The following is a 19,259-nucleotide window of genomic DNA, read 5'->3' as shown; positions in this document are numbered from 1 at the left end:
AAATCAGTGCCACGTTTGATAACGACACTGGCTAAGGTAATTAATATTATTTACAGCACTTCAAATATATAAAGAATTGAATTACTAAGCAATCTAAAAACTGACTTGTTGTACTTATCAGTAAGCAAGGCTAATTAACACGATTATAGTTTGCCAACTCTTTGCTCTCAATTATCAGTCGGCGGATTAAGTCTAAGCTACGCGCTGCAACAGCTTGTTGAAAGTCTTGCCTTGCCATCGGGAGACAATAATATCTCGCTTGTAATGACTCTTTGTTACCCCAAGCGACCCAAACTGAGCCGAGTGGTTTGTTTTTGCTAGCACCACTAGGGCCTGCAATGCCGGAGACTGCAATGGCAAAATCGGCTGAGGAGCGTTCAAGTGCGCCCCGAGCCATGGCAAGTACAGTTGCTTCACTGACGGCGCCATGGCGTTGTAAAGTCGTTGCTGCTACGCCAAGCATTTTGCTTTTCATTTGATTTGAGTAGGTGACAAAACCGGCTTCAAAAACAGCAGATGAACCCGCGATAGCAGTAATTTGGCTTGCAATTAAGCCGCCAGTACATGACTCAGCCACAGTTATTTTTTGTTTTGACTTTAATAACAGGGGGACTAAATACTCGGCAAGCGTTATTTTATCACTTGCCCCTACCGCTAATACGTGGTCGCCTAAAAGCTGACAAAGCTTAGCTTGATATACAGTTAATAAATGTTCACCGGTTTTATTTTGCGGACATAGTTTAACTTCAAGTATTGGCATCGCAGCTCTAAAACCTATAGCGATTTCTGCAGGCCAATCGGGTATTTGCTGATCAATCAGTGCCTGTAAGTTTGATTCGCCAATGCCAAACGTTTGCAATCGGCAGATAGGGTGCTCAGCCGAAGAGCGAAAAACGTTGACCAGGTTTGGTACTATTTCATCGCTGAGCATAGTTTTTAATTCACTTGGTACGCCAGGAGTACAAATCACAAGACAGTTATTTAATGTCATGCTAAAACCGACGGCAGAGCCATTTTTATTGGCAATGATGTCACATCCGCTAGGTAAATATGCTTGCTTTAAGTTTGGCTCGTTAAGTGTAATGTTACGTCGCTTTGCCCATTGTTTTAGGTGGGAATGCGCCTGAGTGTTAAGTTGCAATTTAACTCCACCTGCATCAGCCAATGCTTGTGATGTTAAATCATCAACTGTTGGCCCTAAGCCACCATTAATGATCAGTAAATCTGATGATTGACTTAGTTGTTTTATCTCAGTGTTTAACAATGTAATATCATCGCCAAGCGTGACTTTTTTGTTCACCTTTAAGCCAATATTACTCAAACTTGTGGCAATCATTAGTGAGTTAGTATCAATAATATCGCCATTCATTAATTCATCGCCGGTTAGTAGCAGGCTCACATTTATCTTCATTGTGCACAAAGTCCTCATTGTCTTGGCAATATAGTAACCAAAAATTTTTATAAATGCGCTGTCTATTTACTAAAGTGTATTAAGGTAAAGCTTTGCAACTTTTGGTCATGTTTGAGTAGGCTAATAGCGAGCTATTGAGGTTTTTAGACAATAAGGTGCTGGGTAAAGGCAGTGCTGTGTTTAAGAAAAAAGCGTGGTATAGTTTGTAAAGTATGCAAATGAGCATTGTTAAGTATTGTGACTGTTAGCAATATTTACACTATCATTGAGTTAATCGCAGATAATATGAGGTGATAATTGCAAACACTTAAAAGCACCCGATCATGGTCGGCACTTTTGACGTATTGTTTAGTCACTTTTTATATTGGCAGCAGCACAAGTTTAGCCAAAGAGTATATTATTGGCGTCGAAAACATTGATTATTTCCCACTTTATAATTTCTCACCGCAAGCGTTAGAGCAAAAAAGTTTCACCCAAGAGTTACTGACGACATTTTTTTCACAGCAAGGCTACTCGTTTAAATTTATTGCATTACCTTTGAAAAGGTTTGATAAATGGTATTTAGAAGATGCAATAGATTTTAAGTTTCCTGATAACAGGCGATGGCGCTCGGCGCAAACCAGTAAATTGGACATTAACTATAGTCAGCCGGTATTACACTTAATGGCAGGCAGTTATGTGCTGAAAAAAAAATCTAAATTTACCTCGCCAAGAACTAAAACGCCTTGGCACAATCTTAGGCTTTTTTCCAACGCTCTGGTATGACCGTGTTAGCAATGGAACGCTTACTGTTATTGAAGAAGACTCAGCTTATAGTCTGGTTAAGCATTTATTACATGGGAATATCGATGTGGTTAACATCGATAAGAATGTGATTAACTATAACTTAGCTCGATTAGGAAAAAGTCACGAGAGCGTCGTACTGAATAAGCAGATAAAACATGAAGTATATGCGTTTCACTTCTCGAGTATACATTACCCAGAAATTATCCAAGAGTTTGATGATTTTATTATTAATAATCAGTCGTTTATTGTGGCATTAAAAAAGAAATATGGCATCAGTGAAAGTCAATAGTCCTGAGTTGAACTCTTACTTTAATTCAGCCGCTCAATACTAACAAAACAAGCAAACGTATGTGCGGCACAGTTGTCGCATTGCCGTATTAGTGAATTAGTAAAAGCACGACATTTTTCGCTAAATAGGTTGTCTCTGACTGTTTAGCGTTAGACTAACATCCTCACTTAAGGTATTAAACGCACAGTGTTATAGTTTGGGGATGACTCTAGCTGCGCTTGTTTTATAGGTTGTTTTTCTCTTAAGATCTTATATTAGCCGTGCTAAAATGCCCGTTAGCTTGGTACTGTGCTTTGCGATAAAGAGCGTAGTGACGATCTTGCCCGCCAACAAATAAAGCGACTGTGCCACAAGGCTAAACCTTAGAATAAAGAATGCACCTATGTATCATAGAACACAATTAATTGGTAAGTGGTATCGCACCGAGCAAGATGACAGTGGCGAGTTGTTTACCGAGTTTGCTGAAATAACGGCCGACGGGCACTATGAATTTACCTTTTTAACTCATGATGAACAGGACACTGTGGTACAAGAGTCGGTAGAAATCGGTGACTGGGGGTTAGTGGGCGATATTCACTTTACTCTTTGTAAAAGTGAGTTTTGCGAAGGTAAACATTACGCTGCTGATCTAGCCGATGAAGGTAATTATCATGCCTACCGGGTACTAACATTAGATAGCCAAGTATTTCAATATCAACATATCTTAACCAATGAGGTGTTTATCCTGCACCGAGTTATTGATAATATCGCCCTCAGTTGAGAAAATAATACCAGATCCGCATCTTGTGATCGGAGTTCACTAATCATTTTTGAGAGTTCGAATGAAGCAAATTAAAGCAGCTAGTTTAATGACCGCCATTAAAACACCGTTTAATCGCCAAGGTGATATCGACTTTGATACCTATGATCGTCTGGTTGAAGAGCAGATAAAAGCTGGCGTTGATGGCATTGTTGTTGGTGGTACGACTGGCGAAGGACACTTGCTTTCATGGGAAGAGCACCTAATTCTTATCGCTCACAGTGTTCATAAACACGGTAAAGACTTATTAATCATTGGTAATACGGGCAGTAATAATACCCGAGAAGCGATTAAAGCGACTCAACATGGTTTTGCGGCAGGGATGGATGCCACCTTACAAATTAACCCGTATTACGGTCGCAGTTCATTTGCGGGTGTTACTGAGCACTTTCATAAAGTATTGGATATAGGTCCGGGTATAATTTATAACGTGCCGGGTCGCACCGGACAGGATTTAACGCCAGAGCTAATTGAGCCGTTATCTAAACATAATAACTTTATTGGTGTCAAAGAGTGTACGGGCAATGCGCGTATTGCTTATTATGAAGCGCGCGGCATTGCCTGTTGGTCAGGTAATGATGATGAAGCCGCCGCTGGACGCCATCAACATGGCGCACATGGCGTAATTTCGGTGACATCAAATATTGCCCCTAAATTAATGCGACAATTAATGGATGCGCCCAACGAGAGCTTACAACAAAACCTTTTGCCACTAATGCAATGGTTATTTTGTGAGCCCAACCCAACCGCTATCAATACCGCTTTAATGATGACAGGTGCCGTAGCGCCAGTTTTTAGAATGCCTTATAAAGCATTAACCTTAGCTCAGCGTCAACAAGGCTTAGCGTTATTGGCGCAATTACCGTTAGATGTGCGAGTAGGTAAAAAGTTAAATGTAATGGCAGACGACGAATTTCAATATTGCTGTTAACTGGTGGCCAGAGCGATTGTTAAACGGTAAAACAGCGAGCAAAAGCTCGCTGTTTTTTGTTGCTCATAAGTGAATTGTGTAAGTTACATACTCAGTGCTGAAACACTTTGCTAATAATGACCTAACTTAAAATAACGGTAACTAACGTAAGTTCGCTAATTGTGGCCGCAGTGGCTCAGGTAAAGTAAATACGCGTTCGACATGGCTCATTGGGCAAGTAAAGCGCAGTGTTACAGCACAAAGCTGTAAATCAGCTTCAGTGTTGACCTGCGCAGTTGCTTGTAAGGCAATACCATGCAGGCGATCGCCAACAACGGGTAAACCTATACTGGCGGCATGAATGCGTATTTGGTGTTTTCGACCAGATTCTATTTTTACTTGTAGTTGCGATAAATGCCGCTCTGCATCATAGGCCAGCAGAGAAAAATGACTACAGGCAGCTTTGCCATCAATGGCTAAGGTTACGGTTTCGGGTTGTGGTCGCTGACGATGATCGCCATGGCAAATGATCTGATAAATTTTTTCAAGTTGATGTTGCGCAAACATCGCGCTTAAGGCTCTCGCGGCACTTTTACTGTGTGCAACAATAATTAATCCCGTAGCAGCGCGATCGAGTCGATGCACTGGAAATACAGCGCGTTCAGGAGTTAAATGCTTTTGGGCCCACCGAGTTATAGTGCAATGATCGCTCCATTTAGAGCCTTGGCACAACATACCATAAGGCTTATACCAGACGCTATAATCCACTAAATCTGCTATCAAGGTTGCGGGCGTTGGCACTTGTGCTAATACCGCTTCATCATAATAAAAATGTAAAACATCGCCAACTTTTAGCGCTTTCTTGAGTCGACGACAGCGCTGTGTGCTTTTGCCACGGCTAAGCCATAGCGCGCCTTTATCAATAGCTTTTTTTATGTCACTAACCGATAGCTGGCAATGTGATTGTATGGCAGCGGTAATGGATATTGTTTGCTCAATATGAATCTGACACTGAAATTTTTGCAAAGTAACCGAACCTCAAATAAAACCCTGCTTAGTTTAACAAAACTTACCGGCATGCGACGCATAGAAATTAAGTTTCGGGCTATTTATTCACTTTCTGCATTTTACACTTGGTTTTTAATCCATGAGGGCGATAAAATAGCAGCAATAGTTTATTAATACTCGAGAGTAATAGATGCAACGTAATGAAGAGTTATTTCCGCACGATAATGTGGGTAACGCCCTATGGGAAATGTTAACTGCGGGTGATGATTTAACAAAAGAGCGAGAGTTTGAGTTTTCTGTTATTTTTTCCGAACAAAGTCAAGCGCTGAAGTTCGGTCAACTATTGTTAGAAAATAATCAGAAACTCTCATTTTGTCCATATCAGGGCGAAGAGGGATTTCCTTGGGAAATAACCGCTTATCCTTTTATGGCAGCAAGTTATGAGAATATTGCCGCTTATCAAGAGTTATTAACCACAAGTGCCGAGCCTTTTGCTGGTAAATATGATGGTTGGTATTGCCTTGATGCAAGTAAGAAATAGTCATGGATAAGCAAAGCTTTGCTCGCTTGCAGGGCCTGAGTGCTAACTCTTATAACGCACAAAAAAGTTTAATTAAAAATGTGCTTGCTGGCCGACAAGTGACTTGCCAGCATTGTGGTACGAAAATTCGCGTTGTTTTGCCAGCTGATCAACAAACAACGGGGTTATTCTGCGATAAAGGTTGTACCAATATTGAGCTTGATTTTGTGCTTTAGCCCAGTTGAGCTTAGCTGGAAGTGAAACCGCTATTATCAAGCAATAACCGCAGTTTTACGCTTTCTTGTTTCAAGTTAAAAATGTTGCAATCTCAGGTAGAGCTTTTTTGAGCGTTGCATGATGAGGAACGGTAGCGTCCTTACTGGGATAGCCAGTAATAATTAACATATATGGGCGGCTATTATCATCACGATGACAAATTTTACTTAAAAATGACATGGGTTTAGGTGTATGAGTAAGCGTCGCCAAACCACTTGAATGTAAGGCATTGATTAAAAATCCGGTAGCAATGCCAACGGACTCATGTACATAGTAATTGGTTTTTTTATCGGCTTGATTGACACCGCCTTTCTTTTCACTAAATACAGCAATCAACCAGGGGGCTTGTTCTAAATAGGGCTTGTTGGCATCTGTGCCAAGAGGTTTTAAGGCCTTGAGCCATTCCTCACCGGCGCGTCCTTGGTAAAAGTTATTTTCGTGAGCTTCTGCTTGCTGGCGTATTTGCTGTTTAACCTTGCTGTTGCTAATGGCAACAAAATGCCATGGTTGATGATTAGCGCCGCTGGGAGCTGTGCCTGCTGCCTTAATACAGTTTTCAATAATCTCTTGACTTACCTCTCGTTCACTAAAACTACGCACGCTGTGGCGCCGTTTAATATCGTGATAAAACTGCGCTGAACGCTCGCGCATTTCATCGGTTGAATATTCAATAAAATCACTAAGTGGTGCAGCATTGTGTGTTTGCATGGCAAGCTTTCTTGTTATCGACCCTGTGTTAACCATAATCAAATACGAAACTTAAGTCGATAAGTAATCGCTGACAACTGACATAGTTAACGCCAATTGCCATTAATTTTTATCGTCTTATAAGTCACGGTGCTTTTGCTTGGCTAGCAATAGCCAATATTGATAAAGCCCGATATCGCGTCGGGTCATTTCTGCTTTATATACACCGAAACCGCAAAATACGGTCATGATGGAAGTAACCATAATATGGCTTATCGACTGTAAATAAGCTGAGGTCAAGGTGGTAACTATGGCACCAATCACACAATAGCTTAATGCTACGCGTAGCCAGGTATAACTGGCGATGAGCAATTTTCGTCTATCATTTGGCATAATTAAGTTAAATGTGTTGTGAGCTTGGCGAAATTTCATCCACCAATATTATCGTTAGGCTGAGTATAATAGAGTAAATAGGAATACATAAGGCAATATCTATTCTAAATTGAAATAACAAAGAGGTTTAATTTATAAACCTCGCGCTAGCTATTGTTTGTCGATGGGCAGAGCATGCCGCTAATTGATTGGCCTGAGTACGAAGAGCAGATATCAATAGCGCATAAAATCAGCAATAATTTGCGTAAACTACCAAGATTTTGCAGTTAAATTACGAAGTTGGGTTATGTGGCTAGTAGTGATGTAAGCCCATGCTTAATAAAAGCGTATATAAAAAGTGAGTTTTAGCCAATAACGGTATATTAAAATATTGTCGCTTACTCAGGTGCTAACACTAAATTTAATATAACCAGTTTTCATGGTGTTATATTTATTTGCCGGTTTAATAACCGCTGTTAACGCATTTTCTGTGCACTAGTATTGCGTTGGATAAGTCAGGCTTAACGGCAAGTAAGCTTTTTATCGTCTAAAATTGTTTGGCAAACCATTAAAGGAAATTTAGGTTTGCTATGAAAAGCTTTAATAATATTTTAGTGATCGCGCAAGATGTTTATTCAAATGAAGTGGTATTAGAAAAAGCCTTGCAGGTAGCAAAGCGTGCGCATGCTGATTTAACGGTTATTGCTAACCGTAACGATCAGGAAATTGAAAGCCACCTTGAGCGTTTATATCAACAATTTTTAACTGATTCGTACCAGCGCTTTCAAGCGCCATTAGATAAACCGCGCTTAGAAATTAACATTAAGTATCATAAAGCGCCTTTTTCTCATCGCACCATCTTGGCTGAAATTTCTGAGCATAACTATGACTTATTGGTTAAAGACATTAACTCCGTTTGTATGCATTGGTGGTTGTCGTGGTCAGACAATCAATATTTATTACGAGAGCCGGACACCAACTTGTTATTGGTTGGCAACACAAAATGGCCTGAGCGTGGTCATATATTGGCGGCGATAGAAACGGAAGAAGCAACTGAAAAGCATCGGCAGCTCAATCAGTTTATGCTAGATGAAAGCCAGTATTTGGCGTCGTTATTGGATAGTGATATGCATGTGATTAATTGTTATCAAGAGCAACCGAGTATTTCGTTAGCGACACCGTTATTAAATGGTAACGCCATTGAACCTAGCCAAGAACATTGGCAACACTTACAAGAGACAGTGCATGATGTTGGTCTTACGCAAGAACACACTCACCTAGAGCAGGGCTTACCTGAGTTTGTCATTCCCAATGCGGTCGAAAAATATCATATAAACATCGTCGCACTCGGTGCCGGCGAGCATAATGGTGTATTAAGTATGCTTAAAGGTCATAGCAGCGAGTATATTGTTGACACCCTAACTTGCGATGCCTTAATTTTAAAAGCTAATATGCGTGATCAGCATTAGCTTTTACCTGAAGCGAAATATAGGTATTAGCACAGATAAAAAAAAGCGCCAGATAGGCGCTTTTTAATGGCTGACTGTAGCGGTTAGCCAACAAACTTACGGGCATTGCGGAACATGCGTACCCAAGGTGAGTCTTCTTGCCATTCGTCAGGGTGCCACGAGTTGGCTACGGTACGGAACACACGTTCAGGGTGTGGCATCATAATAGTAACACGTCCGTCCGTTGTGGTTAGCGCGGTAATACCGTCAGGCGAACCATTCGGGTTGGCAGGGTAGGTTTCTGTGACATGACCGTAGTTATCAACATAACGCATGGCAACCGTACCTGAGTCATTAGCAACATCAATCGCAGCCGCTGAGCTAAACTCAGTGCGACCTTCGCCGTGTGATACGGCAATTGGCATCCGAGAGCCCGCCATACCAGCAAAGAATATCGATGGTGTGTCTTGAATTTCCACTAAACTAAAGCGGGCTTCAAAGCGCTCAGACTTATTTTGCACAAAACGTGGCCAAGCATCAGCACCTGGAATGATTTCTTTCAAGTTTGATAACATCTGACAACCATTACACACGCCTAATGAGAAGGTATCTTCACGTTCGAAAAACGCTTTAAACATGGCTTTTGCGTCTTTGTTAAACAAAATTGACTTTGCCCAACCTTCACCGGCACCTAAAACGTCACCGTATGAAAAGCCACCACAGGCGACTAAACCGTTAAAGTCGGCTAAATCAGTGCGGCCGGCTAAAATGTCGGACATGTGTACGTCAACGGCAATAAAACCTGCACGATCAAAAGCTGCTGCCATTTCCACATGCGAGTTAACCCCTTGTTCGCGTAAAATTGCAATACGAGGGTTACTGCCATTTTGCGCATCTTTGGCAATTAAGTCAGCGACAATATCTTCGTTAATATCAAAGCTTAAGTCAGCGTTTAAGCCAGGATCTTCGGTATCAAACTTAACGTCATGCTCTTGCTGAGCGCATTCTGGGTTATCGCGCAAAGATTGCATTTTATAGGTAGTTTGTGCCCAAGTGGTGCGGAAGTATGTGCGTGAGTTTTCTAACACAACCTCACCGTCACGACTAAAGCGTATGGTATCTTCGTTGTTGATACGGCCAATATCTGTACAGTGATCTAAAATGCCATGTTCAGCTAATATATTGTCGATGGCGTCAACATCGCATTCGCGAATTTGTATAACAGCGCCTAACTCCTCACTGAATAATACATCAACATCATTGCCAGCTTGCGAGTGCAATGAGCTTAAGTCGATATCAACCCCCGTATGGCCGGCAAAGGCCATTTCTGCGATTGTGGTGAATAAACCACCGTCAGATCTATCATGATAAGCCACTAATTTATCTGCTCGAACTAAGGCTTGCATAGCATTGAAGAAACCTTTTAAAAGTTCAGGGTTATCAACATCAGGGGTTTCTGTACCCAGTTGTTTATAAACTTGTGCTAAACAAGAGCCGCCTAAACGGTTTTTTCCTTGCGATAAATCAATGGCAACTAGACGAGTATCACCAAGATCAGTGCGTAGCTCAGGGGTCACGGTTTTACGGATATCTTCAACCGCAGCAAAGGCGGTAATGATTAATGACATGGGCGAAGTAACGGCTTTATCTTCACCATCTTCTTGCCACTGAGTGCGCATCGACATTGAGTCTTTGCCCACAGGAATAGTCAAACCAAGGGCAGGGCAAAGCTCTTCACCAATGGCTTTTACCGCTTCGTACAAGCCGGCGTCTTCACCCGGGTGACCTGCAGGCGACATCCAGTTGGCTGAAAGTTTGATGCGGTTTAAGTTGCCAATATCGGCACCAGCAATGTTGGTTAATGATTCAGCAACCGCTAATCGTGCAGATGCGGCAAAGTTTAATAATGCCACAGGGGTGCGCTCACCTAACGACATGGCTTCGCCATGGTAAGAGTCAAGTGCTGATGCGGTAACGCCACAGTCAGCAACCGGTACTTGCCAAGGGCCGACCATTTGGTCGCGATTAACCATACCCGTCACTGAGCGATCGCCTATGGTGATCAAGAAAGTTTTTTCCGCCACGGTTGGCAAAGATAAAATTCTATCAGCGGCGTCGGCTAGTTTAATGTTGGCCAAGTTGAGTGCATCACCAGCGGCTGTTTTTGATTCAACATTTTTAACGATTTTCGGTGTTTTACCTAATAACACATCCAGTGGTAAATCAATCGGGGTATCGAGTTTCTCGTCACCTGCAAAATGTGCGTCAGTAACAGTTAAATGCTCTTCTTCAGTGGCGCGACCAACTACCGCAAACGGTGCACGCTCACGGGCACAAATTTGTGCAAAAGTGTCTAGATTTTCATCGGACACAGCAATAACATAGCGCTCTTGCGACTCGTTACACCAAATTTCATGAGGCGCCATGCTACGCTCGTCGTTAGGCACATTGCGTAGTTCAAATACACCGCCACGGCCACCATCAGAGACTAGCTCAGGGAAGGCATTTGATAAGCCACCTGCGCCGACATCATGAATAAAAGCAATCGGGTTTTGTTCGCCTAATTGCCAACATTTATCAATTACTTCTTGACAGCGACGCTCCATTTCCGGGTTTTCACGCTGCACTGAGGCAAAGTCTAAGTTTTCCGCTGACTGACCTGATGCCATTGACGACGCCGCGCCGCCACCAAGGCCAATGTTCATAGCAGGGCCGCCAAGCACAATTAAGTGAGCGCCAACAACAATGTCACGTTTTTGAACGTGTTCATCACGAATATTACCTAAACCACCAGCTAGCATAATAGGTTTGTGATAGCCGCGAACTTCATTACCATTGAAAGAATTAACTTGCTCTTCATAAGTTCGGAAATAACCAATTATGGCAGGACGACCAAACTCATTGTTAAAGGCGGCGCCACCTAGTGGCCCTTCCATCATGATATCAAATGCCGACACAATGCGGTTGGGTTTGCCATAGTCGGTCTCCCAGGGTTGTTCAAAGCCTGGAATACGCAAGTTTGATACAGAAAAACCCACTAAACCTGCTTTAGGCTTTGAGCCAATACCGGTTGCTCCTTCATCACGAATTTCACCACCTGAGCCCGTCGCAGCACCTGGGTAAGGAGAAATTGCCGTTGGGTGGTTATGGGTTTCAACCTTCATTAATATTTGAATATCTTCATGATGGTAGCTATAAATATTGCTTTGCGGATCAGGGAAAAAGCGACCACCTTTATTGCCCACCATGACGGCAGCGTTATCTTTATAAGCGCTTAATACAAAGTCTGGGTTTACTTCGTGGGTGTTACGGATCATTTTAAACAGCGACTTAGGCTGTTTTACGCCGTCTATTGTCCAGTCAGCATTAAATATTTTGTGGCGACAGTGCTCAGAGTTTGCTTGCGCGAACATGTAAAGTTCAATGTCGTTAGGGTTGCGGCCCAATTTGCTGAAGTTTTCAAATAAGTAATTAACTTCGTCATCTGCTAAAGCCAGACCTAAGTCGATATTGGCTTGCACTAAAGCGTTTTTGCCTCCGTGTTCTATATCTATGCTGGTTAGTTCACCCGGTTCAGCGCTGGCAAACAACTTAGTGGCATCTTCCATGTTGGTAAACACAGCTTCCATCATGCGATCATGGATTAAGTTATTTAAACTTGCTTGTTGCTCAGGGGTTAAGGTAGCTGAATTCTCAGTACTAATATAATAAGCTAAGCCGCGTTCTAAGCGAATTATTTTATCTAAACCACAGTTTTTGGCGATGTCGGTAGACTTTGACGACCAAGGTGAGATAGTACCCGGACGCGGCGTGACTAATAAAAATTGTCCAACGGGTTCATGTTCTTCAATCGTTGGTCCATACTTAAGAAGTTGTTGTAAAACTTTAGATTCTTCAGGGTTTAGCGCTTCTGAAACATGAGCAAAGTGGCTAAACTCAGCATAGATATCCGTGACGGGTAGTTGCAGTTCAGAGCACTGATTGAGTAGCTTTTTTACTCTAAATTCAGACAGTGCTGGAGCACCACGAAAGGTTTTCATCAACATCGACATAGACTATTTCACCGGGTTAGATTAATTAAGGATAAAAATCGCGCGTATTATAGATGAAACAGCAGAATTAGAGAAATGATTTGTCTCATTTGACGTTAATATTATGACAACAAAAATGATTCATCAGTAAAAAATAGCTTTCTAAATATTTCAATTCACATGACAATGGCATTTATGAGAAAAAATTCATTACAATTACTGGCTAAAAAACTCAAGCTGCGTCAAGGTTTAGCTTTGTTTTTACTGCCCTGCGTCTTGCTACTGAGCGCCTGTGAGCAGCAAGTAAACACGGCAAGCTTGCAACGCATTATTGATCGTGGTTATGTCACGGTTGGTACCCTCTATGGTAATACCAGTTATTACTTAGGCGCTGAAGGCCCCGCGGGTTTTGAATATGAACTAGCCAAGCAGTATGCGCAATTCTTAGGTGTCGAATTGAAAATGAAACCTAGTTATAACTTAAATGAATTGTTTTTACAGCTTGATAACGGCAGTGTTGATTTTCTTGCTGCCGGCTTAACCGTAACCGAAGAGCGCCGAGCACAGTATCGCTTTGCCCCAAGTTATGATCAAGTTAGCCAAAAGTTAGTGTTTAAACAAGGCAAGGTTAGGCCACGAAAACTCGCCGATTTAACTGGAAAATTGACGGTGGTAGCAGATTCTAGTCACGAAGAAAGCTTAGCAAAGTTAAAGTTAACCAACCCAGGTTTGGCTTGGTCTAGCACCGCTGAGCTAGATAGCGAAGAATTGCTGCTACAAGTATTAGCGGACGAAATTGACTACACCATTGTTGACAGTAATACCTTAGCAATTAGCCGGCGCTACTACCCAGAAGTCAGTATCGGCTTTAGCTTAGGCGAGGCGCAATCATTAGCCTGGGTCTTAAGTAAGCAGGGTGACGATTCGATTTTCGCCAGCTTAATTGAGTTTTTTGGTCAAGTGCATCATAACGGGGTTTTACTGGCGTTAAACGATAAATATTATGGTCATATTGAAGAGTTTAACTATGTTGATACTCGGATGTTTATTAAAGCAGTAGAAAATAAGCTGCCCAAGTATCAAGCGTTATTTGAGAAGTATGGCCAAGATATGGATTGGCGATTATTAGCGGCAATTAGTTATCAAGAATCACATTGGGACCCTCATGCCCGCTCATATACTGGCGTGCGTGGAATGATGATGCTAACGCTACCGACCGCAAAACAAATGGGGATAAAAAGCCGTTTAGATGCTGAGCAAAGTATTCGTGGTGGTGCGAAATACTTTAAGCAGCTTATTGAGCGTATGCCGGCACGAGTACCTGATCCAGATCGACTCTGGTTTGCGTTGGCGTCATACAATATAGGCTTAGGGCACTTAAACGATGCTCGCAATATCACTAAACAGCAAGGGGGCGATCCCGATCGCTGGGTTGATGTCAAAGAGCGCTTACCGCTATTAAAGCAAAAAAAGTATTATAAGAAGACGCGCTATGGCTATGCCCGTGGTGATGAGCCGGTTAATTATGTGGAAAACATTCGTCGTTATTATGACACCTTAACTTGGATGGATGATCAGGCCAAGCAACGTGCGATTAGCAATGCACAAACCAGCAAAAGTATTGCCAATGAAGCTGAATAAAAAGCAGAACATTGCACCTTTATCTTGATAATGTCATGCGCTTGTCATGATAGTGTCATAAAGTGCGGCAATATTAAGTGAGGACTTAAGCAGGTTAAATTAATTGCACAGGGGAAGTTATGAAAATAAAAAGATCCTTTATGAGTAACCAAAGAAAACGCACATTACAGCGTAATAAAATAAAACTCGCCAATCGACGTCACAGTCAGTTTGCGCGTGAGCAAAACAGTGATTAAATCATAGCGATAGCGCTTATTGTCAGTAAACTAACGAGATTAGGTTTATATAATGATTAACAGTTTTATTGGCTATAAAGCGCAAGGTCTCTGCGCGGCTGTATTTCGTCCGCGTTGCGCAATCATGCGTCTATGTTAGAGAGGCAATAGGCTCATCTTTAAAAGTTGTTTTTGGCAGCTAATACGGCGGTTGAATACGCTTTTAACTTAAGTCTATTCCGTATTCAAACAGCTAATCCTAGAAAGTTTTTTGTTCAAGTAACTTGCAGTAATGCGCTGTTAAGGTGAGCGCCAGTATTGAACATTTAGCGCTTTGCTGTGTTAATACGCTTGGCTTGCTTTTCGGCTTTCTTTTCTGCTCTGCGCCGCTTAAAAAATGTCGATAATAGTGCGCTACACTCTGATGCCAGTAAGCCTGACTCAACCTCAACTTGGTGGTTATGTTTTTTATCATTAAGTAAGGTAAAAGCACTGCGCACGGCACCAGTTTTTAGGTCATCACTGGCGTAAACTAAGCGCTTGATACGACTATGTATTAGTAGTCCAGTACACATACAGCAAGGCTCTAGAGTAACGTATAACGTGCAATCTAATAGTCGATAGTTATTGCTGTTTTTGCCGGCATCACGAATGGCCATCATTTCGGCATGGGCGGAAGGGTCGTTGTTCATGATCGATTGGTTAAAACCTTCACCGATAATTTCCCCCTCAGATACCATGACCGCACCCACCGGCACTTCATTATGACTATCAGCCACTTGAGCTAAGCTTATGGCGCGGCGCATAAAGGCTTCATCTGCCGCAGAGAAAGCCTGTCGAGAAGCGTCAGTGTTATACTCGGGTGTGATTTTTTTAGTCATAAATTATAAAAACATCGCTAATAAGTCGTTTAAGTAACGATGGCCCAGTTTACTGACTGACCAGCGGTTATTGTCAAACTGCATCAAATTTTTGTCAGCTGCTTGTTGTAATGTGGGCACGATAGTCGTGCTGCTTAAGCCGGTATAGGCTTGATATTCGTCCAATGTAAAACCAGAAAATAAACGTAAACGATTCATCAGGTATTCAAAGGGCAGTTCCTCGGCGCTGACGGTATGTAACTTATCCAGTGCGGCGCGACGGGTGTCTAAATAACCTTTTGGGTGCTTAACTTTTACGGTGCGGAAAATTTGCTGGCTTTTAGTATCTGTGATTTTGCCATGTGCACCACAACCTATGCCTAAATAATCACCAAATTGCCAATAGTTAAGGTTGTGCTGGCATTGATAGCCTTTTTGACTAAACGCGGAAATTTCATACTGTTGGTAACCCGCTTGCGTGAGCAATTCGATGCCTTGATCTTGAATATGCCATAAAACCTCGTCTTGCGGTAAAGTAGGCGGGCGTGAGTGAAAGGCGGTATTGGGCTCTATGGTTAATTGATACCAAGAAATATGGGTTGGATTTAAACTGATCGCGGTTTTTAAATCATCAAGGGCGTGCTCGACACTTTGCTCTGGCAAACCGTGCATTAAATCTAAATTAAAACTGCTAACACCGCATTCATTCGCGAGTTTGGCGGCGGTTTTCGCTTGCTGACTGTCATGAATACGACCCAGCTTAATTAATTTTTCCGACTCAAAACTTTGCACACCAACCGATAAACGTGAAACGCCACCATTAAAAAAACCAATAAACTTTTCAGCTTCTATAGTACCTGGGTTGGCTTCTAAGGTGATCTCAATATCAGCGTGATGTTGAAAGCGTTGTAAAACTTGCTCAAGTAACTGCGCAATAGCTGGCGCTGAAAATAAACTGGGTGTGCCACCGCCAATAAATATCGAGTGCAATGGGCGTTGCTGTAAGTTAAAACGGGTGATATCTGCGTCTAAATCGCGTAATAATTGCCTGATATAGTCTTGCTCAGGAATGTCATGTTTTAAGGCATGAGAGTTAAAGTCACAATACGGACACTTTTCCACACACCAAGGGATATGAATATAAAGTGATAAGGGGGGCGATATTAACATTTTAGGCGAGTTCTTTAATCAATTGTGGCACAAGCTTTTGCAGTGCTTGGCCTCGGTGACTTAAGCTGTTTTTCAGCGCTCTCGGTAATTGCGCAGAGGTCATGTTATGCTCCGCTTGCCAAAAAATGGGATCGTAGCCAAAACCTTGCTCACCTTGTTTTTCTCGGCTAATACTGCCTTGCCAAACGCCGTGACAAATTAGCGGAGTAGGATCGAACTCATGGCGAAGGTATACCAAAACACAGTGAAAACGAGCGCCACGCTTGTCATCGCTAACATCTGTTAACGCCGCTAATAACTTGTTGTTATTATCGTCATCACTAGCAGCTGCACCGGCATAACGTGCGGAATAGACACCCGGCGCACCATTTAAGGCGTCCACGGCTAAGCCAGAATCATCGGCAATGGCGGGTAAGCCGGTAATTTTTGCCGCATGTCGTGCTTTTATAATGGCGTTTTCAACGAAAGTGGTCCCAGTTTCAGCAACATCAGGTACATTGAAGTCACTTTGCGACTTGATCTCGATATCATGCTCTAAAAACAAGCTAGCAAGCTCTGCAACTTTGCCAGGGTTGCCGGTGGCTAAAACGATTGTGCTCATAAAAAAATACCTGTTATATGGCTAACTTAATCATGCTGTATTACAGCAAAAGTAAATTTAATAGCTAGAGTTGTTAAATTAATAATGACAATGGCGCGCATGATACCTTAATCTAGCGTAAAGCGGGAGCGTCTCACAAAAAATTACGCTGCATTTTAGGAAGATTATGTCATTAAAAGATTCACTACTGGGTTTGATCATTATTTTTATTTGGGGCTTTAATTTTGTCATTATCGCTTGGGGCGTTCAATCTATGCCGCCGTTACTAATGGGCGGCTTGCGCTTTTTGTTAGTGGCGATATTAGGCTCTTTTTTTATTCGTATGCCCAACATTCCATGGCGTTGGATGGCACTCTATGCCTTTACTTTGTGTTTTGGGCAATTTTCCTTGTTGTTTTCTGCTTTAGCTTTTGGCATGCCTGCAGGCCTTGCTTCGCTAGTGCTGCAATCACAAGCGGTATTTACCTTGCTTTTTTCGTTAGTGATATTAAAAGAGCAAATAAAACGTAGTCAAATGCTTGCAATGTTAATTGCCGGGCTTGGCTTATATTTGATCGCAAGCGCTACTCATGTCTCGAGTATGACTATATTAGGTTTTAGCTTAACGGTGGCTGCCGCTATCGCATGGGGTTTAGGTAACGTTGTTAATCGCATGATTAATCAGCGTGGTTATCAAGCTAACATTGGCTTGGTGGTCTGGTCGTCTTGGTTTGCAATGTTGCCTTTTTTCTTAACCAGCTACCTAGTTGAAGGTCAACAAGCCATAATGACAAGTTTGACGAACTTAAATGGCTTAAGTGTCGTAGTGCTGTTTTACTTGGCGATTGCCGCATCCATAATCGCCTATAGCCTGTGGAGTTATTTGTTAATGCGCTATCCTGCAGGACAAGTTGCGCCTTTGACTTTAGGCGCACCTATTGTAGGGATTGTTGCTGCAACCTTGTTGCTAGATGAGCGCATGACCACACAGCAGATAATCGGCGGAGCAATTGTCGCCTCTGGTTTGGTCATCAATACCTTTGGCAGCCAGCTTTATCAGTTATGTCAGCGAAAAGTGAAAGCATAAAAGCTAACCGGTATTAGCTGATTGATATTTTTGCTGCGAGGAAGACAAAAAAAGCGGCAAGGTAACTGCCGCTTTACTTGTTGATATTATTCTTTGCTCAATCAGTGCTAATCAACATAAAACTTTTGAGAAAAGCTAAGTTTATGTTGCTGACCTTTGTCGGTAATATTGATATCAAAGTATATGGTTTCTTCATTACTGTAGCTGACTTGAGCTAGATAATATACCGCATCACCCTCAACGACTTCAGTAAACTCAAGCGACTTTATTTGGCCGACATCGTTGCGTGCTTTGCCATTAATAATAACGGTTTTAGCCGGCTTGTGTTGTTGGGTGTTATCTAATACTGAAATATTGATCAAGCCTTTGTATCGACTACGCTCTATACCATAGGCTTTAGCAATTTCAGGGGTTAAAAACGTTGAGCCTAAGGCGATATAGTGAACGTTGATATTGCCCATCTTTTTCATGTTTTCGGCACTGGCAAAACCACTAACAACGAATGCAAGTAGCAACGTTAATAGCGCTTTATTAATGATATTCTTCATACTGATGACCTTAATTTTAGTGTCGCATATGCTAAGTATATACGACGAATGCAATTAGTAGAAAGTAATGGCTATATCATCGCCCAATATGGGATCCAACCACTTAATAATATATTGATAACATTTAATAATAAAAACGCAATTAGCACCGACAGGTCAAGTCCACCTATGCTAGGGATCAGGCGTCGGATTGGCGCGAGTACTGGCGCGGTCAGTTGGTGAAAAATCATTTGTGTGGGGTTATAGCCTTGCACAACCCAACTCATTAATGCCATCACTAGCATGATGATAAACAGCAGTACACCGCTTTGTTTAATTAAATAAATCAAGCCTAGATATAACGCAGAGACAATATCAAAGGGGCCGCCATTAAGTAACGGTATAATGATAAAAGTTAAACAAGCGATAGCATAGGCTAAGATAACTGTGGCAAAATCTATGCCGCCAATGCCCGGAATAACACGGCGTAGGGGGATCACTAAGGGATTGCTAACTTTGACAATAAACTGACTAAGCGGGTTATAAAAATCCGCGCGTACCAGTTGCAACCAAACCCGCAAAACTAAAATCATTAATAGTGCATCAAAGGCAAACTTAAGCAAATAGTTAATTGCTTCCATC

General features: G+C 42.1%; 19 protein-coding genes. 9 read left to right on the top strand and 10 right to left on the bottom strand.

From position 1 onward, the window contains the following. Positions 1-130: 130 nt before the first annotated feature. Positions 131-1,411 carry a CinA family nicotinamide mononucleotide deamidase-related protein gene (locus B6K83_RS15765; RefSeq protein WP_085285828.1) on the bottom strand — a complete coding sequence of 427 codons (1,281 nt, stop codon included), beginning with the start codon at positions 1,409-1,411 and terminating at the stop codon, positions 131-133. Between the two features lie 297 nt (positions 1,412-1,708). On the opposite strand from B6K83_RS15765, the gene B6K83_RS15760 reads away from it, so the two are divergent. The 4 genes from B6K83_RS15760 to dapA all read left to right on the top strand — a co-directional run bounded on the left by B6K83_RS15760 (position 1,709) and on the right by dapA (position 4,216). After that, on the top strand, positions 1,709-2,176 hold the full coding sequence (locus tag B6K83_RS15760; RefSeq protein ID WP_085285827.1) for a hypothetical protein: 468 nt from the start codon (positions 1,709-1,711) through the stop codon (positions 2,174-2,176). Between the two features lie 85 nt (positions 2,177-2,261). Further along, positions 2,262-2,486, top strand: coding sequence for a hypothetical protein (locus B6K83_RS15755; RefSeq protein ID WP_085285826.1), 225 nt, complete (start codon positions 2,262-2,264; stop codon positions 2,484-2,486). Positions 2,487-2,868: 382 nt separating this feature from the next. Further along, positions 2,869-3,246, top strand: coding sequence for a hypothetical protein (locus B6K83_RS15750; RefSeq protein ID WP_085285825.1), 378 nt, complete (start codon positions 2,869-2,871; stop codon positions 3,244-3,246). Positions 3,247-3,307: 61 nt separating this feature from the next. After that, on the top strand, positions 3,308-4,216 hold the full coding sequence (gene dapA / locus B6K83_RS15745; RefSeq protein ID WP_408607238.1) for a 4-hydroxy-tetrahydrodipicolinate synthase: 909 nt from the start codon (positions 3,308-3,310) through the stop codon (positions 4,214-4,216). A 141-nt stretch (positions 4,217-4,357) separates the two neighbouring features. On the opposite strand, the gene B6K83_RS15740 is transcribed toward dapA, so the two are convergent. Further along, a complete protein-coding gene (locus B6K83_RS15740; RefSeq protein ID WP_085285823.1) occupies positions 4,358-5,221 on the bottom strand; it encodes an RluA family pseudouridine synthase in 864 nt (287 codons plus the stop codon). Positions 5,222-5,393: 172 nt separating this feature from the next. Here B6K83_RS15740 and B6K83_RS15735 point away from each other — a divergent pair, with 172 nt between their 5' ends. Together B6K83_RS15735 and B6K83_RS15730 are read left to right on the top strand one after the other, a co-directional pair. After that, entirely contained in the window at positions 5,394-5,744 is a 351-nt protein-coding gene (locus B6K83_RS15735) for a ribonuclease E inhibitor RraB (RefSeq protein WP_085285822.1), read from the top strand. A gap of 2 nt (positions 5,745-5,746) precedes the next feature. Further along, positions 5,747-5,959, top strand: coding sequence for a hypothetical protein (locus tag B6K83_RS15730; RefSeq protein ID WP_085285821.1), 213 nt, complete (start codon positions 5,747-5,749; stop codon positions 5,957-5,959). A gap of 70 nt (positions 5,960-6,029) precedes the next feature. Here B6K83_RS15730 and B6K83_RS15725 read toward each other — a convergent pair whose 3' ends face one another. After that, the gene (locus B6K83_RS15725; protein WP_085285820.1) at positions 6,030-6,707 is read right to left on the bottom strand and encodes a nitroreductase family protein; all 678 of its coding nucleotides are present in this window, start codon (positions 6,705-6,707) and stop codon (positions 6,030-6,032) included. 117 nt (positions 6,708-6,824) lie between these two features. Continuing rightward, positions 6,825-7,079, bottom strand: a complete 255-nt coding sequence (locus tag B6K83_RS15720) for a hypothetical protein (protein WP_139175601.1) — start codon at positions 7,077-7,079, stop codon at positions 6,825-6,827. Positions 7,080-7,648: 569 nt separating this feature from the next. Here B6K83_RS15720 and B6K83_RS15715 point away from each other — a divergent pair. Further along, positions 7,649-8,527: a universal stress protein gene (locus tag B6K83_RS15715; RefSeq protein ID WP_085285818.1), complete on the top strand. Its 879-nt coding sequence runs from the start codon at positions 7,649-7,651 to the stop codon at positions 8,525-8,527. Between the two features lie 83 nt (positions 8,528-8,610). Here B6K83_RS15715 and purL read toward each other — a convergent pair whose 3' ends face one another. Beyond that, positions 8,611-12,546, bottom strand: a complete 3,936-nt coding sequence (gene purL / locus B6K83_RS15710; protein WP_085285845.1) for a phosphoribosylformylglycinamidine synthase — start codon at positions 12,544-12,546, stop codon at positions 8,611-8,613. Positions 12,547-12,732: 186 nt separating this feature from the next. Here purL and mltF point away from each other — a divergent pair, with 186 nt between their 5' ends. Further along, on the top strand, positions 12,733-14,178 hold the full coding sequence (gene mltF, locus B6K83_RS15705) for a membrane-bound lytic murein transglycosylase MltF (RefSeq protein ID WP_085285844.1): 1,446 nt from the start codon (positions 12,733-12,735) through the stop codon (positions 14,176-14,178). Between the two features lie 541 nt (positions 14,179-14,719). On the opposite strand, the gene tadA is transcribed toward mltF, so the two are convergent. Genes tadA through B6K83_RS15690 form a run of 3 tightly spaced genes read right to left on the bottom strand, consistent with a single transcriptional unit; the run spans position 14,720 to position 17,024 of the window. Further along, on the bottom strand, positions 14,720-15,274 hold the full coding sequence (gene tadA, locus B6K83_RS15700) for a tRNA adenosine(34) deaminase TadA (RefSeq protein WP_085285817.1): 555 nt from the start codon (positions 15,272-15,274) through the stop codon (positions 14,720-14,722). 3 nt (positions 15,275-15,277) lie between these two features. Next, positions 15,278-16,423, bottom strand: a complete 1,146-nt coding sequence (gene hemW / locus B6K83_RS15695) for a radical SAM family heme chaperone HemW (protein ID WP_085285816.1) — start codon at positions 16,421-16,423, stop codon at positions 15,278-15,280. Position 16,424: 1 nt separating this feature from the next. Continuing rightward, the gene (locus tag B6K83_RS15690; protein WP_085285815.1) at positions 16,425-17,024 is read right to left on the bottom strand and encodes an XTP/dITP diphosphatase; all 600 of its coding nucleotides are present in this window, start codon (positions 17,022-17,024) and stop codon (positions 16,425-16,427) included. Between the two features lie 166 nt (positions 17,025-17,190). Between B6K83_RS15690 and B6K83_RS15685 the strand changes: the two genes are divergently transcribed. After that, entirely contained in the window at positions 17,191-18,090 is a 900-nt protein-coding gene (locus tag B6K83_RS15685; RefSeq protein ID WP_085285814.1) for an EamA family transporter, read from the top strand. Positions 18,091-18,197: 107 nt separating this feature from the next. On the opposite strand, the gene B6K83_RS15680 is transcribed toward B6K83_RS15685, so the two are convergent. Both B6K83_RS15680 and B6K83_RS15675 read right to left on the bottom strand, forming a co-directional pair. Beyond that, the gene (locus B6K83_RS15680; RefSeq protein WP_085285813.1) at positions 18,198-18,638 is read right to left on the bottom strand and encodes a DUF4426 domain-containing protein; all 441 of its coding nucleotides are present in this window, start codon (positions 18,636-18,638) and stop codon (positions 18,198-18,200) included. 71 nt (positions 18,639-18,709) lie between these two features. Then, positions 18,710-19,258, bottom strand: a complete 549-nt coding sequence (locus B6K83_RS15675; protein ID WP_085285812.1) for a YggT family protein — start codon at positions 19,256-19,258, stop codon at positions 18,710-18,712. Between the last annotated feature and the right edge of the window lies 1 nt (position 19,259).

This window comes from Colwellia chukchiensis (assembly GCF_002104455.1).
Lineage (GTDB): Bacteria > Pseudomonadota > Gammaproteobacteria > Enterobacterales > Alteromonadaceae > Cognaticolwellia > Cognaticolwellia chukchiensis.
Note: the sequence above shows the minus strand (reverse complement) of the source record. Positions and strands in the feature narration are given on the sequence as shown.

Coding starts and splice junctions, on each gene's coding strand:
- B6K83_RS15690 (WP_085285815.1), bottom strand. CDS start 17,024: ATGAGCACAATCGTTTTAGCCACCGGCAACCCTGGCAAAGTTGCAGAG.
- dapA (WP_408607238.1), top strand. CDS start 3,308: ATGAAGCAAATTAAAGCAGCTAGTTTAATGACCGCCATTAAAACACCG.
- B6K83_RS15675 (WP_085285812.1), bottom strand. CDS start 19,258: ATGGAAGCAATTAACTATTTGCTTAAGTTTGCCTTTGATGCACTATTA.
- B6K83_RS15680 (WP_085285813.1), bottom strand. CDS start 18,638: ATGAAGAATATCATTAATAAAGCGCTATTAACGTTGCTACTTGCATTC.
- B6K83_RS15720 (WP_139175601.1), bottom strand. CDS start 7,079: ATGCCAAATGATAGACGAAAATTGCTCATCGCCAGTTATACCTGGCTA.
- tadA (WP_085285817.1), bottom strand. CDS start 15,274: ATGACTAAAAAAATCACACCCGAGTATAACACTGACGCTTCTCGACAG.
- B6K83_RS15735 (WP_085285822.1), top strand. CDS start 5,394: ATGCAACGTAATGAAGAGTTATTTCCGCACGATAATGTGGGTAACGCC.
- purL (WP_085285845.1), bottom strand. CDS start 12,546: ATGAAAACCTTTCGTGGTGCTCCAGCACTGTCTGAATTTAGAGTAAAA.
- B6K83_RS15750 (WP_085285825.1), top strand. CDS start 2,869: ATGTATCATAGAACACAATTAATTGGTAAGTGGTATCGCACCGAGCAA.
- mltF (WP_085285844.1), top strand. CDS start 12,733: ATGAGAAAAAATTCATTACAATTACTGGCTAAAAAACTCAAGCTGCGT.
- hemW (WP_085285816.1), bottom strand. CDS start 16,423: ATGTTAATATCGCCCCCCTTATCACTTTATATTCATATCCCTTGGTGT.
- B6K83_RS15715 (WP_085285818.1), top strand. CDS start 7,649: ATGAAAAGCTTTAATAATATTTTAGTGATCGCGCAAGATGTTTATTCA.
- B6K83_RS15725 (WP_085285820.1), bottom strand. CDS start 6,707: ATGCAAACACACAATGCTGCACCACTTAGTGATTTTATTGAATATTCA.
- B6K83_RS15765 (WP_085285828.1), bottom strand. CDS start 1,411: ATGAAGATAAATGTGAGCCTGCTACTAACCGGCGATGAATTAATGAAT.
- B6K83_RS15685 (WP_085285814.1), top strand. CDS start 17,191: ATGTCATTAAAAGATTCACTACTGGGTTTGATCATTATTTTTATTTGG.
- B6K83_RS15730 (WP_085285821.1), top strand. CDS start 5,747: ATGGATAAGCAAAGCTTTGCTCGCTTGCAGGGCCTGAGTGCTAACTCT.